Origin of the sequence: Streptomyces sp. NPDC001787 (assembly GCF_040297465.1) — a bacterium.
Taxonomy (GTDB): Bacteria; Actinomycetota; Actinomycetes; order Streptomycetales; family Streptomycetaceae; genus Streptomyces.
Map to the genome: position 1 here is coordinate 230,676 of NZ_JBEOZE010000004.1, position 13,474 is coordinate 244,149.

At 73.9% G+C, this 13,474-nt stretch carries 8 protein-coding genes; 1 reads left to right on the forward strand and 7 read right to left on the reverse strand.

Features of this window, described 5'->3' with window-relative positions:
- The gene (locus tag ABT170_RS07895; protein WP_329944075.1) at positions 1-3,315 is read right to left on the reverse strand and encodes an ABC transporter permease; all 3,315 of its coding nucleotides are present in this window, start codon (positions 3,313-3,315) and stop codon (positions 1-3) included.
- A gap of 145 nt (positions 3,316-3,460) precedes the next feature.
- Positions 3,461-3,865, reverse strand: coding sequence for a globin (locus tag ABT170_RS07900; protein ID WP_329944074.1), 405 nt, complete (start codon positions 3,863-3,865; stop codon positions 3,461-3,463).
- A 147-nt stretch (positions 3,866-4,012) separates the two neighbouring features.
- Here ABT170_RS07900 and ABT170_RS07905 point away from each other — a divergent pair, with 147 nt between their 5' ends.
- Complete coding sequence (locus tag ABT170_RS07905; protein ID WP_351865236.1) at positions 4,013-5,008, forward strand: methyltransferase domain-containing protein; 996 nt, start codon at positions 4,013-4,015, stop codon at positions 5,006-5,008.
- A gap of 16 nt (positions 5,009-5,024) precedes the next feature.
- Here ABT170_RS07905 and ABT170_RS07910 read toward each other — a convergent pair whose 3' ends face one another.
- The 5 genes from ABT170_RS07910 to ABT170_RS07930 all read right to left on the reverse strand — a co-directional run bounded on the left by ABT170_RS07910 (position 5,025) and on the right by ABT170_RS07930 (position 13,462).
- On the reverse strand, positions 5,025-6,380 hold the full coding sequence (locus ABT170_RS07910) for an FHA domain-containing protein (RefSeq protein WP_351865007.1): 1,356 nt from the start codon (positions 6,378-6,380) through the stop codon (positions 5,025-5,027).
- A 74-nt stretch (positions 6,381-6,454) separates the two neighbouring features.
- The gene (locus tag ABT170_RS07915) at positions 6,455-7,813 is read right to left on the reverse strand and encodes a vWA domain-containing protein (RefSeq protein WP_329944072.1); all 1,359 of its coding nucleotides are present in this window, start codon (positions 7,811-7,813) and stop codon (positions 6,455-6,457) included.
- Positions 7,814-7,890: 77 nt separating this feature from the next.
- On the reverse strand, positions 7,891-9,321 hold the full coding sequence (locus ABT170_RS07920; protein WP_329944071.1) for a PP2C family protein-serine/threonine phosphatase: 1,431 nt from the start codon (positions 9,319-9,321) through the stop codon (positions 7,891-7,893).
- Between the two features lie 2 nt (positions 9,322-9,323).
- Positions 9,324-12,119: a tetratricopeptide repeat protein gene (locus tag ABT170_RS07925; protein ID WP_351865011.1), complete on the reverse strand. Its 2,796-nt coding sequence runs from the start codon at positions 12,117-12,119 to the stop codon at positions 9,324-9,326.
- Positions 12,116-13,462 carry a coiled-coil domain-containing protein gene (locus ABT170_RS07930; protein ID WP_351865014.1) on the reverse strand — a complete coding sequence of 449 codons (1,347 nt, stop codon included), beginning with the start codon at positions 13,460-13,462 and terminating at the stop codon, positions 12,116-12,118. Before ABT170_RS07930 ends, ABT170_RS07925 begins: the two co-directional genes overlap by 4 nt.
- Positions 13,463-13,474: the final 12 nt, after the last annotated feature.

Sequence of the window (13,474 nt, forward strand, 5' to 3'; positions counted from 1 at the left end):
TCAGTTGTCCCCCTGGTGGCGCAGCGATACCGCCGGGTCGGCGCGGCGCAGCGCGATCGCCGCGACGGTCAGCAACGGCAGTGCGGCGACCCCGGCCAGCAGAGTGGCGACCTGGCCGGCCGGCAGCTGCACCAGGACCTCGGGCACCGGCTGGGCCGCCTGCCTGGTCAGCACGATGAGTGGTACGACGGCCCTGGTCAGCGCGGCTCCGAGGGCCAGCCCGACCAGCAGCGCGATGGTGATCAGCACGCCCTGTTCGGCGGCGATCATCCGGGCCAGCCGGCGGCGCGGTGCCCCCAGCGCCCGCAGGACCGCGAACTCCGCGGACCGTTCACGCTGCGAGCCCGCCGCGCTGACCGCGAAGCCGACCGCCGCCAGCGCGGCGGCCACCACGGTCACGGCGAGCAGCGCGGACTGCGGCCCCGCCCCCAGCGGGTCGTTGACCAGGTCCTGCGCGGTCTCGTCGCGCACCTGGACCTGGGCCGGGTCGGTGTCGGGCAGCGCGCGCAGCGCGGCGGCCACCTTCGAGGAGCCCCCCGGGTCCGTGCTCATCCACCACTCGGTGGGGGAGATGGTGGCCCCCGCCCGTTCGGCGAGCAGCGCGGTGACGGACCGGAGGTCGAGCAGCATGCCGCCGCCGTCCTTGGCCCGGGACGCGGAGTCCCCGGATTCCGTCTGGGCGTCGGCGCCGGTCGTGGGCAGCTGGCGTACGGACTTCACGAGCGCCACCCGCACCACGTTCCCGGCCAGGGTGAGGTCGACCTCGTCGCCCAGCTTCGCGCCCGCGGCCTTCAGATACGCGTCCGTCACGACCGCCTTGAGCGGTGCCGCCTTCGGGCGGACGGTGGCGATGCGCAGGGTGCTGGTCGCGGGCATGTACTCCGACAGTCCGTCCGCGGGGATCCCGGTGTTGTAGTCGAAGACCGGGGCGTCCCCGGACGTCTTCGCCTCGGCCGGAACCGGACCCGGCCGTTCCTCGCCGAGTTCGTTGATCGTCGTACCGGCCTGCCAGCGCAGTCCGTCCTGCGCGCGCAGCGGCTTGTGCCCGCCATCGGCGGTCGTGGCGCCCAGCCCGCTCACGGCGAACCGGCGCTGCTCGGTGCGGTCCCCGGCCGGCTGGTCGTCGATCTCGAAGCCGGTCACGGCCAGTTCGGCCGCGGCGGCCACGGGGAGCGAGAGGGGGTGCGGCTTGCCGTCGATGGGTATCTGCCCGGCGAGGATCCGGTACGGAAGGCCGTAACGGTCCTCCAGCAGCACGGTGACCGTCGGCCCCGGCTCCGTGCCCCGGTTCTTCGCGGCCCGGCCGTCGATCCGTACGTCGAACGTCAGCCGTTCGCTGCCCTTGGGCAGCAACAGCCCGGTACGGACGGTCTTCGCCGGGGCTATCGCGTCGAACAGCCGCTCCGGCTTCCCGTCGGCGAGGTCGGCGCGGATCAGCATGCCCTCGTCGGTGTGCCCGGTGTCCAGGGCGATCACCTGGCCCATGCGCTGGCCGGAAAGCTCCACCTCGGTGCGGTAGGCGGGCGCCGCCTCCCGTACCCCGGGAAGTCCCAGGTACGCGGCGGCCGTCGACGGATCGCTGCTGAGCCCGCCCACCATGCGGACCGAGGCACCGGAGCGGAAGTCGGCCTGGTCGCCCTGCGAGCGGTTCCACGAAGCGCTCTGACCGATCGCCAGCATGCCCATCGCGACCGAGAGGACGAGCAGCAGCACCGGTCCGGCGCCGCGCAGCGGCCGGCGGCTGAACTGCCAGCCGGCCAGCGCTGCGGGCAGCCCGCGGCCGCTCGCCGCGCGGCGCTCCGCGAGCTTCGCGGCCGGGGGCAGCAGCCGCAGGGTCAGTACGGTGCCGGCGAGCAGCGCCAGCGCGGGGGCGGCCACCAGCAGCGGGTCGATACCGAGGTCCCCCTCCCGGTCACCGCTCAGTGCCCCGCCGCCGGAACCGCCGGTCTGGCGGTCCAGCTGCCAGTACGCCACCGCGGCGATCAGCAGCAGCCCCAGGTCGCCGCCCGCGCGCACGGGGCCGGGGAGGGCGGCGGCGCGTGCCTTGCGGCCACCGCCCGCACTGGCGGCCAGCGCGGGCGCCACCACGGCCAGTGCGCAGGCCAGCGCGACGGCGGCGGCGACCAGCCACACCGTGCCGGTGGTCGCCTCCCCGAACCGCAGCCCGATCCGCGAGAGTTCGCTGCGCTCCGCGAGCAGCCGGGTCAGCGGCCCCGCGAGCAGCGGGGCGATGACGGCGGCGGGCACCGCGAGCATCAGGGCCTCGATCGCCGCGAACGACGTGATCCGGCCACGCGAACCGCCGCGGGCCCGCAGCAGTTCGGTCTCGCCGCCGCGTTCGCTGCTCAGCAGCCGGGCCACCAGCAGCAGGGCGTACGCGGCGAGCAGTACGAGCTGCACCGCGACGATCATCAGCGTCGAGCGGGCGACGAGGAGCGCCCGGCCGGTCTGGTCGAGAACGGTGGGGAGCCCGATCCGCGCGGTGGCGCCGTTCTTGAACACCGGGGTGGCCAGCAGGGCCTTCGGCCCGTTCGTGGACGCCTCGCTCAGCGCGTCCATGGAGTCGGTGGTCACCGTCCGGAAGTCGGCCGTGGCCAGCCAGGACGTGTCGCCGGTGCTGAGCCGGCCCGAGCCGAGCAGAGCGGGATCGGTGAGCAGCGGGCCGTAGGTGGTGAAGACGACCTTGCGGACCCCGCGCCCGTTGAGCGAGTCCAGCTGCCAGTACGCGTCGGACTGGTCGGACACCTCGTACAGGCCGGTGATCAGCACCTGCTGCCGGGTCTCGCTCAGCCGGTCGGTGAGGGTGAGCCGGGAGCCCGGCCTCAGCTTCAGGATCTCGGCGGCGACACCGGGCAGGGCCACCTGTACCGGGCCCTCGCCCTTCGTGGCCACCGGCGGCCGGCCCGCGGTGAGCCGGATCCGGCTGCGGTCGAGCGCGGCGAAGTGGGTGAGGTCGGGCTCACCGCGCCGTGCGGCCGGGGACTGGAGATCGCGCGGCAGTGCGTACGGCCCCGAGCTCTCCAGCTTCCGTACGGTCACGGGCAGCCCGCCGAAGGTCTCGCGGGCCGCCTTGCGGGCGGCCTGCTCCGCCTGCTCGCGCTCCTGCCGGTTCTGCTGGTCCACCTGGGCGGAGACGACCAGGGAGGCGGAGGCGGCGGAGCGGTTGGTGAGCGTGTGACGCAGCGCGGCATCGCCCACGGAACCGGAGAACGCGGTGAGCGCCGCCAGCACCGCTGTGGTCAGCAGCACCGCCAGGAGCGCCGCGGCGAGAAGGAGCCTGTGCGCCCTCACCCGCAGAAAGACGAAACCCGTCACCTGACCCCCCCGAACCCCTGAACCCGCACGCCCCCCGACGTCCACGTGATGCTTTCAGAGGGCACAGGGTTATGGAAACCGCTTGCGGGGTCACCTTGATCCGATCGTGACCGTTATCCGGGGATGGAATTCTGTATTCCGGATATCAGTCCGCGGTATTGATCATCGAGGCGGCGGCGTAGGTGAGGTACTTCCACAGCTGCTGCTCGTGTTCGGGCGCCAGGCCGAGCTCGTCGAGCGCGACCCGCATATGGCCCAGCCAGGCGTCATGAGCGGCCCGGTCGACCCGGAACGGGACGTGCCGCATCCGCAGCCGCGGGTGCCCGCGCTGTTCGCCGTAGGTCCGGGGGCCGCCCCAGTACTGGATCAGGAACAGCGTGAACCGCTCCTCGGCCGGGCCCAGATCCTCCTCCGGGTACATCGGCCGCAGCAGCTCGTCGTCCGCGACCCCCTCGTAGAAACGGTGGACCAGGCGCCGGAAGGTCGCCTCGCCGCCGACCTGCTCGTAGAAGGTCTGCTCCTGAAGCGTGCCGTGCGGAATCTCTGTCACCCGTCCATGGTCGCAGACGCACCGGCCGAGGACCCGGGTCCTAGGACCTTCGTCCGTACACCCGCCCGGCCGCCCCCGGACGGCAACACCGCCACCGAGCCCGTCGCGGTACTCGCCCCCGGAGCGCCGCCGCAGGACAGTGGGGGCATGGGCGCACACCACGAACAGTTCGCGGCCGACGCCGAGGCGGCGCGGTGGTCCCTGGCGCGGGCGGTCGCGGCGGCCGGAGCGCTCGGCGACCCCGCCTGGCGCGCCGCCTTCGAGGACGTACCGCGCCATCTGTTCGTGCCGTACTTCTACACCAGCGGGTCCCGGGGGTACGAACGCCTCTGGGGCGAGGACCCCGATCCCGTACGGCGCGGACGCTGGCTGCGCGGGGTGTACGCGGACGCCCCGCTGGCCACCCGGATCAGGGACGGCGAACTCATCTCGTCGAGCAGCCAGCCCTCCCTGATGGCCCGGATGCTCGACGAACTGGACGTACGGGACGGGCACACGGTCCTGGAGATCGGCGCGGGCACCGGGTACAACGCGGCGCTGCTCGCCCACCGGCTCGGCGACCGGGCCGTGACCACCGTCGACCTGGACCCCGACATCACGGAGTCGGCCCGCCGTCACCTGGCCGCGGCCGGCTACCGCCCGGCGGTGATCACGGGCGACGGAGCGCGCGGCTGCCCGGCACGGGCCCCGTACGACCGGATCATCGCCACCTGCACCCTGCCGTCCGTACCGCACGCCTGGCTGGCCCAGTGCCGGCCGGGCGGGCGGATCCTGGCCCCGTTCGCGACCGGGCTGATCTCCCTGCGCGTACGCGAGACGGCGCACGGCCGCTACGCGGAGGGCCGGTTCCTGCACACCCCGGCGTACTTCGTGCACCTGCGCGGAGCGCTGCCCCCGCCCGCCCGGCGCCGGCCCCTCGGCGGACTGCCGAGGGACGTGTTCGACGAGGAGCTCTTCCACTTCCTGCTGACCCTGACCGAGGGCAGTCTCGATCCGCACGAGGCACTCTCCCTCTGGCGGCGCGAGCGGCGCCCCCGGAGGGAGAGATACGGCATCACGGTCGGGCCGGAAGGGCAGTGGGCCTGGCTGGACGACCCGGAGGGGCCGTACGCCTGGCCGCTCGCGGAGGCGTCGGACCCCTGATCCGGACCGGTCCGGATCAGTCCCGGCGGACCGTGATCGTCGTCCAGGCGCCGACGTGCACCTGGTCACCGTCCTGGAGCGGGACGGGGACATAGGGCTGGATCGGGTCCTCGGCGCCGTTGAGCGTGGTGCCGTTGGTGGAGTTCTGGTCGACCACGGCCCAGCTGCCGTCGGGCTGCTGCACCAGCACCGCGTGCTGGTGCGAGACGCCCGGGTCCTCCGGCGGCACCGAGAGGTCGACGTCGGGCGACTCCCCGGTGCTGTGCCGGCGGCGCCCGATGGTGATCTGGTTGCCGGTGAGCGCGAGGCGCTGCTCCGGGGAGTACGCGGGCAGATTGAGCCCGGTCGCCTCGGGGCCGCTGCGCTGCATCATCGCCAGGAAGTACTCACGGTCCGGGGCGATGACGGCCGTCCAGGTGGTGGCGGCGGGAGCGGCGGGCTGCTGGTGCTGCCCCTGGTCGAGTCCCTGCCCCGGGAACTGCGGTGCTCCCTGCGGGCCCTGGGACGTCTGGGGCGTCTGGGGCGTCTGCGGGACCTGCGGCTGGAATCCCTGCGGCAGCTGCGGGACGGGCGGCTGAGGTGCCTGGGGTGCCTGCGGTGCCTGTGCCTGCGAGGGAGGTGACAGCATCCAGTCGTCCCCGCCGGGCTGCGGGGCCTGCGGCTGCGCGGGCGCGGGCGGTGCCGACTGCTGCTGGTGCGGCGGGAACGGCGAAGGTGCCGACTGCTGCTGGAACGACGGCGGGGCGGGCTGCTGCTGGAACGACGGAGGGGGCGGCGCACTCTGCTGGAACGACGGCGGCGGCCCCTGCTGGAACGACGGCGGAGGCGGCGGCCCGCCCTGCCCACCAGGACCGGGCTGCCCGGGACCGGACTGCTCCGAAGCGAGCGGTTCGGCCGGGCGGTTCACCTGCGAGGGGCGCGAGCCCTGGTACTCGAACGGATCACGCGGCTGCTGCGGCGGTGCCGACTGCTGCTGCGGAGGCTGCGGGGGCGACGCCTGCGGCGGAGGCTGCTGGGCCTGGAAGCCCGGCGGCAGGTTGAGCCCCGGCACCGGGCTGCCGCTCTGAGCGCCGTGCGGCGGGGCGATCGGGGTGTACGAGGTCGCCGTGTTGGTGAGGAAGTTCCAGCGGCACTCCTCGCAGAACGGCGCCATCGCCTCACGCGGGGTGCGGCACTGCGGGCACAGCTCGGCGTGCACGGTCGGCTGCGAACCGGGGCCGGGGCCCTGCGGGAAGCCGTAGCCGGGCGCGGGCGGCGGGGGAGGCGGCGGTGGTACCGCGCCGGCGGGCGCGCCCGCTCCGGCCATGCGGTGTCCGCAGACCTCGCACCAGTCCTCGGAACCCGACTGGTGTCCGTTCGGGCAGGTCGGCATGTCGGCGCTTCCCCCTCTCCTCGTCCGGCCCGCAGGCCGTCATGCTCATTCGGTCGCGGTGTGTTGCGCTTTCGCTACTTCTTGACGCGAACGGTCTTGGTGGAGCGCGTTTCGAGGGTCATCTCGTCCGCCTCCGCGACCTTCGCCTTCAGTCGCACAGTACCGGTCGCCGCATCGACGACGTCGACCACCTTCGAAAGCAGTTTCGCGGTGCCCTCGTTCCCGGAGGCCGACGCGAGCTGCACCGCGCGGCCCAGTTTCGCGGTCGCGCCGTCGAAGTCGCCCGACTTGCGTGCGTCGAGCCCCTGCTGGATGACTTGTGCCAGTTCCGCCTGTCCCGTGTAGTGCGCGACCTGCGGATTGATCGAGGTGGACGCGGCCATGTCGTCCGTCCACACCGCCCGTACGAGTCCCTGCGACAGGGCCTGCGGGGCGCCGCCGGAGGGGTCGGGAAGGATCAGCGAGACGCGGGCCGCCAGCATCTCCTGCCCGATTCCGGCCTGGGGGACCTGAACGCATACGTGGTAGTCGCGGGACTCGTCGCCCCAGGAACCGGTGGGGTAGTCCCCGGCGCGCGGTCCCGCCTCGGTGCGCCGGCCGGTCAGATCGGCGACGGTGGGCGCCACCTGCTTCACGAACCTGATCTCGACCCCGACGGGCGTCCAGAGCCGCAGCGCCACATCCGCGACCTCCTTGCCCATCGCGTTCTCCATCATCTGTGTGAAGTCCGCGGCCAGACCCGCCGGGTCGGCGACGATGTCGGCCGTTCCCAGGAGCGCGGAGGCGATGGAGGTGACCTCCTTCACCTCCCAGTCGGTGCCGACCCCGCGGGCGTCACAGGTGAAGCGGCCCGCACAGGATTCGAGGGCGGCCCGCAGGTCCTCCGGGGACTCGTGCTCGTTGCGCCCGTCGGTCAGCAGGATGCCGTGCCGGATGTCCGCGTCGGCGGCGGCGAGCAGCCGGTCGGTGAGCCGCAGCCAGGTGCCGATCGCGGTACCGCCGCCCGCGCCGAGCCGCCTCAGCGCGTCCTTCGCCTGCGCCCTGGTCTGCGCGTCGGCGACGGCGAGCCGCCCGTTGCCGGGATAGACGTCCTTGGCCACATGCGTACCGGCGACCACCGCGAACCGGGTGCCCTCGCGCAGGGTGTCGATGGCCGCGGCCGTCGCGTCACGGGCGTTGCGCATCTTCGTCGGCGGGTAGTCCATCGATCCGGAGCAGTCGACCATGATCACCACGGCGGCGTTCGGCGCCTGCCCGGGAAGGCGCGTGGGCGAGGCCGGCGCACCGCTCAGCGGTATGCCGCCGGTGGTGCCGCCACCGGTCGAGGTGACCGTGACGATCGCGTTGACCTCGCGGCCGCCGTCGGGCAGGAACTCGTTCTGGTACACCTCGACCGAGAACTGCGGCACGTTCGACTTGGAGAAGTTGGCCATCTGATCGGCTCCTAGGGGCGGGAAACAGCCGGAGGGCTGGGGTGCGGCCGGAGGACCGGTGAAGCAGGAACCGGGGCTCACGCGGTGCTGTGGGCCGATCCTGCCCCCTGCGGGGGTACCGCGAACGGCAGCAGCGCCACTGTTACGTTGTCGTGGCCCCCGCCGTCGAGCGCGTGCCCCACCAGTACCCGGGCACCGTGCAGCGGCCGTGCGTACGCGTCCGGAGGCACGGCCGCGGCCATCTCCTCGGCGGACTCCGCGTAGTTCCACAGACCGTCCGTGCACACCACCACCAGCCCCGGCCGGTCCGGCTTGAACGAGGCGGTGTGCGGCTCCAGTTCGTAACTGTCGGCGCCGAGCCAGCCCGTGATGGCGTGCGCGCGCTCGTCCGCGTACGCCTCCGCCTCGCTCATCAGACCGGCCGCCACCATCTGCGCGGCCCACGAGTCGTCCTCGGTGAGCCGGGCGGGCGGGTTGGCGCGGTCGTCCGGGACCCAGTAGACCCGGCTGTCGCCGACCCAGCCGATCACCAGCAGACCGCCCGCCATGATCGCGCCGACCAGCGTGCAGGCCGGGGCGTTCTGATGCCGGTGGGCCTCGTGCTCCGGCACCCGGCCCGGCTCCCGGGCCAGCGCGTTGACCGCCTCCGACGCGGCGATGATCGCGTCGTGCATGGCCTGCTGCGGATGCGTCCCGCGCGGCAGCGACTCCAGCAGCGACTCGTTGGCACAGCTCGCGGCGGCGGCCGAGGCCTCGTCGGGCCGGCTCGCGGAGGAGACGCCGTCGCAGACGATCGCGACGACGGCCGGTGAGCCGTCCGGCAGGGCGGTCGAGGACACCGCGAAGGAGTCCTCGTTGCGGTGGTGGCGCAGACCCCGGTCGCTGACCGCGGCCACCGAGCCCAGTTCCTGTTCCATGTGGTCGCGCTCGCGGGGCTGCGCGTGGCCGCAGTTCTCGCAGTAGCCGTCGGTGTCCACCCGGCCCGAACGGCAGGCCACGCAGAGCTTGGTGCCCGCCGCCGGGGTGGCGGTGTGCTCCGCCGTACGGGGGTCGGGCGCCGCCAGTTCGAAGTCGCCCGAGCCGTCCGGGACCGCGCCTGCCGGGCCGCCCGGGACGTCATGGCGCACCGGGGCCGGGGCCGGGCCGGGGTCCGGTGCCGTGGTGGGCAGCGGCTTGCCGCCCGAGTCCGTACCGGGCAGGTCGGTCGCACGGTGCAGGGGAGCGGGCAGATCGGAACTGTCGACCTCGGACGCGGGGGGCCACTCCACCGCTTCGGCACCCGGAGCGGCACCGGCACCGGCACCCGCGTCCGGACCGGCACCCGGGGCACCGGCCGGGGGCGCGCCCGTCACCGGCACGGCGATGGGCATCGTCGGGCGGTCGCCCGGCGGTGGGGGTACGGCCGACAGGTCGTACCCGCACGCACCGCAGAACAGGTCGCCCGACTCCAGCGGCTCCTCGCAGCCGGGGCACCTCGACAAGGAGGTCTGCTGGTGGATCTGTGACATCTTCACACCCACGTCCGGGGGCGGAAACGGTTGGCCCGCTCCACCAGTTCGATCCTCTCGTCGCCCCGCTGGGCGAGCCGGGCGAGCATCCGGTACGAGCGCTCCAGCCCGAACCGCAGCCCCCGCTCGTCCAGTTCGGTGCCGAGCAGTCTGTGTGTGCCCGGAGCACCGGCGGACGGACCGACCGGGGACGCACCGGGACTACCGGAGAGTACCCAGTCCAGTGCCTTGCCCAGTACCTCGGTCGACAACTGCTCGCGGCGCACCGGGTCCAGTCCGAAGCCGGCCAGCGCCGACACCTGGACCGCGGCGGCCGTCAGGTCCGTCAGCAGGGGTTCCCCCGGGGCGCGTTCACGCAGCCGTGCCCGCACGGCGGCGACCCGTGCCGCCGTGTAGTGGATCGACGCCTCCGGCACCGATTCCAGGGTGCGCACCGAACCGGCCCGGTCCCCGGCGGCGATCTGCACCCGGGCCAGGCCGAAGGCGGCGCTGACGAAGCTCGGGTCGGTCGCCCACACCAGGCGGTAGTACTCGGCGGCGTTGTCCAGCTGGCCCAGCACCTCCGCGCAGATGCCCAGCGCCAGCTTGGGCGCGGGCTCCCCGGGAAAGGCGTCGTAGACCGCGTCGAAGGACAGCGCGGCGTTCTCGTTGTCCCCGGTCACCAGCGAGGTGATGCCCCGGTACCAGACGACCCGCCAGTCGTCCGGGTGCTGCGCCTCCAGGGCGCTCAGCGTCTGCGCGGCGGCGTCCGGTTCCCCCATCTCCAGCCGGGCCCGCAGCTCCCGCAGCCGGGTCTCCAGCGAGGCGGCGGGCACGGAGTGGAGCGCGGCGATCAGCTCGGCGGGCGCGGACGCCATCAGCCCGGCGAGGAAACCGGCGTTCGGGTCGGCGGTGTCGACCCGGGGCACCGGCAGCGCGAGCGAGGTGCCCCGCGCGTCGAGCCCGGGGAGCCGGACGCCCTGACCGGCGCCGGCCGCTCCCGGTGGCCGGGCCGGGCCGGCCACCGCCGTCCGGGGTGCCGGAACGGGGGCCTGGACCGGTGTGTACGGGGGCGCCTGAACGCCACCCGCGCCGTACCCGGGACCGCCGGAGCCGCCCTGCACATGGGTGAGCGGCGCCGACAGCGGCGCCGACAGCGGGGCTCCGCCCGCGGCGTGGTACCCGGGTGCCGGCGGCAGCCCCGTGGCCGGGCCGCCCACCGGAGGCGCGCCCGCCACCGCCGTCGCACCCGGGGCCGGGGGCGGCACGGCACCGGAGCCCGCGCGGCGCTTGCGCCGGCCCGGCCGCGCGCCGCCCACCGGATCGGCCCGGAAGCCCAGCCGGGACACGTCCCCCGTCAGCTCGAAGAACAACTCCGTGTCCGTCACCCGCAGTTCCGTGCCGAAGAGCGTCGACAGCGCCGGACGCGGCCGTCCCGTCTGGAGCGCCACGACCTCCCGCAGCACCCCCGTCAGCTGCTCGGCCATCTCCGTCGCCGAGGCGAAGCGCCGCGCCGGATCCGGGTCGGTGGCCCGTACCAGCAGCCGGTAGAACGACTCGTACGTCCGGAACACCTCGATGTTGTCCGGGTCCGGCAGCGAGTCCACGAAGACGTTCGTGTACCCCTGGAAGTCGAAGGTGAGCACCGCGAGCGTCCGCGCGACCGTGTACAGGTCGGAGGCGACCGACGGGCCGACCTCCGCGACCTCGGGCGCCTGGTAGCCCACGGTGCCGTAGATGGCCGACTCCTCGTCGTCCATCCGGCGCACCGCGCCCATGTCGATCAGCTTGAGCTGGTCCTCGGTCTGGATCGCGTTGTCGACCTTGAAGTCGCAGTACAGCAGATTCCGGCTGTGCAGATGACCGAGCGCCTCCAGGGCCTCGATCCCGTACGCGCACGCCTGCTCGACCGGCAGCGGGTCCCGCTTCCCGGCCGGGGTGCGGCGCTCGTTGGCGATCTCCTTGAGCGCCTTGCCGCCGACGTACTCCATCACTATGTAGCCGTCGAGCGACCCGGTCCGCTGATCGAGGTGCTCGACGAAGTTGTAGATGCGGACGATGTTGGAGTGCTCGATCTCCGCGAGGAAGCGGCGCTCCGAGATGGCCGCCGCCATCGCGTCCTGGTCACCCGTGTCCAGCAGGCCCTTGAGGACCACCCAGCGGTCGGAGACGGCACGGTCCACCGCGAGGTAGACCCAGCCGAGCCCGCCGTGCGCCAGACAGCCCGCGACCTCGTACTGACCGTGCACGATGTCCCCGCCGCGCAGCTTCGGCACGAAGGAGTAGGGGTGGCCGCACTTCGTGCAGAACCCCTCGGTGCGGCCCGGCCGCTCGCCGCGCGCCCGGCCCACCGGCGCCCCGCAGTCGGACCGGGAGCAGAACCGCTTGCGCTCGGGGACCTCGGGATTCTCCATCACGGCGGTACGCGGGTCGGGGCGCGGCACGTCCGGGACCTGCACCAGGCCCGCGCCCAGCCTGCCCCGGCCGGAGGATCCGGACGCGGTCCCCGAGGAACGCACCGACACCGAACGGGACGTGGAGGCACCGGACAGCGAGCGCGACAGCCGTCCGGAGACGGAGCGCCGCGAGGTCGAGGACCGCGAGGAGGCCCGTGACGAGGCACGGGCCGAGGCGCGCGAGGCCGACCGCTGGGAACCGCTGCTGCCCCGGCCGCCGCCCGCGATACCCGTGGGCGGCGAGGAGACCATGCCGTTCGGCGAGACGACCGGCGCCAGCCCGCAGGTGTCGCAGTACAGCTCACCGCCGCCCATGTCCTCGTAACCGCCCTCGCACGCGGGGCGCTGGCACTGCGTACTCATGGTGTATCCCCCTGTTCGCCCCGACGGTCCTCCGGTGAGGACGGCCGCTGCGGTGTCAGCAGTTCCGCGGCCGTCCGCTGGTAGCGCAGCACCGCCTGCCCGGCCACCCGCAGATCGCACGGGGCGCTCCACAGCATCCGGCGCGCGGCGTCGTACCGCTCGATCAGGAGCGGGTCCTCCGCCAGCCCGTGCCGGGCCACCTTCGCCCTGTACGCGTCGAGCCGGCCGCGCAGCTCCGCGCGGACCGCGAGCGGCGCGGTGACGGACGTCAGCGACTCCCGGGCCCGCAGCAACTCGTCCTCGGCCTCCCGCTCCAGTGACTCAAGGAGCGGCGAGAGCCGGTGCCACAGGGCATGCCTGCGATAGTCGGACGCCGCCGCGAGCCGCTCCTGAAGAGCCGTCGGCGGGCCGCTCACCGCGGGCACCTCGGACGCGGCGATCTTCGCCAGCACCTCGCCGCGCGCCGCACGGGCCTCGGCCAGTGTGCGGTCCGCCCGCGAGAGCACGTCCCGCAGCTGGACCAGACGCTGTTCGGCGTCCTGCCGGACCGCGAGCACCGCCTCGATCTCCCGGCGTACGTCCTCCAGGGCGCGGGCCGCCCGGTCGTACCGGGTGGTGTCCGGGCGCCCGCCGCCGGGTGCCGCGCTGCCGGGGCCCGGCAGCCAGAAAGCCAGCGGGTCGGAGATCACCTGCACCCGCAGCGTGGTCAGCTCCCGGGTGATCTCCTCCAGGTCGTCGCCCGCCGGATGCTCACCGGGACGGACCCCCACCGAGTGGGCCAGCGAGCGGGTCCGGTGGAGTTCGGCGGCGAGCAGGTCTATCCGGGCGGGCAGCGCGGACCATACGGAGTCCGAGGCGACGACCATGTCCAGCGAGCGGGCGTACAGCTCGTTCATCCGGCCCACCAGCTCCTCCAGCGTGAACCGCTCGGAGAGCCGGGCCGGACCGGTGATCGAAGGGGCGGACAGCGCCGCGGTGTTCGCCACCGTGACACCCTCCCCGCGCAGCAGCCCGGTCAGGGCGACCAGGTCGTCACGGTTCGGGTAGCGCCTGCGGGCCCGGACCTCGCGGGCCTGGGCCAGCGCGCCGGAGTACGCGTCGAAGTACCCCCACAGCAGGGTGATCGCCTGGTCGGTCGTGGCCCAGCGGTCACGGGTGACCCCGGTCAGCTCGGCACCCTCCAGGAGCCGGCGGCCGGCATGGTCCTGGAGGGCGAGGAGCGAGGTCTCGATGGCCTCGTGCTCCGCGCCGAGCCGGGCCAGCGCACGGTCCGCCTCCTCCCGGTCCATGACCGGGCCGGGGGGCTTCCCCGCGAAGCTGGGGAAGGATCCCGCCACGCCCATCGATCACCTCTC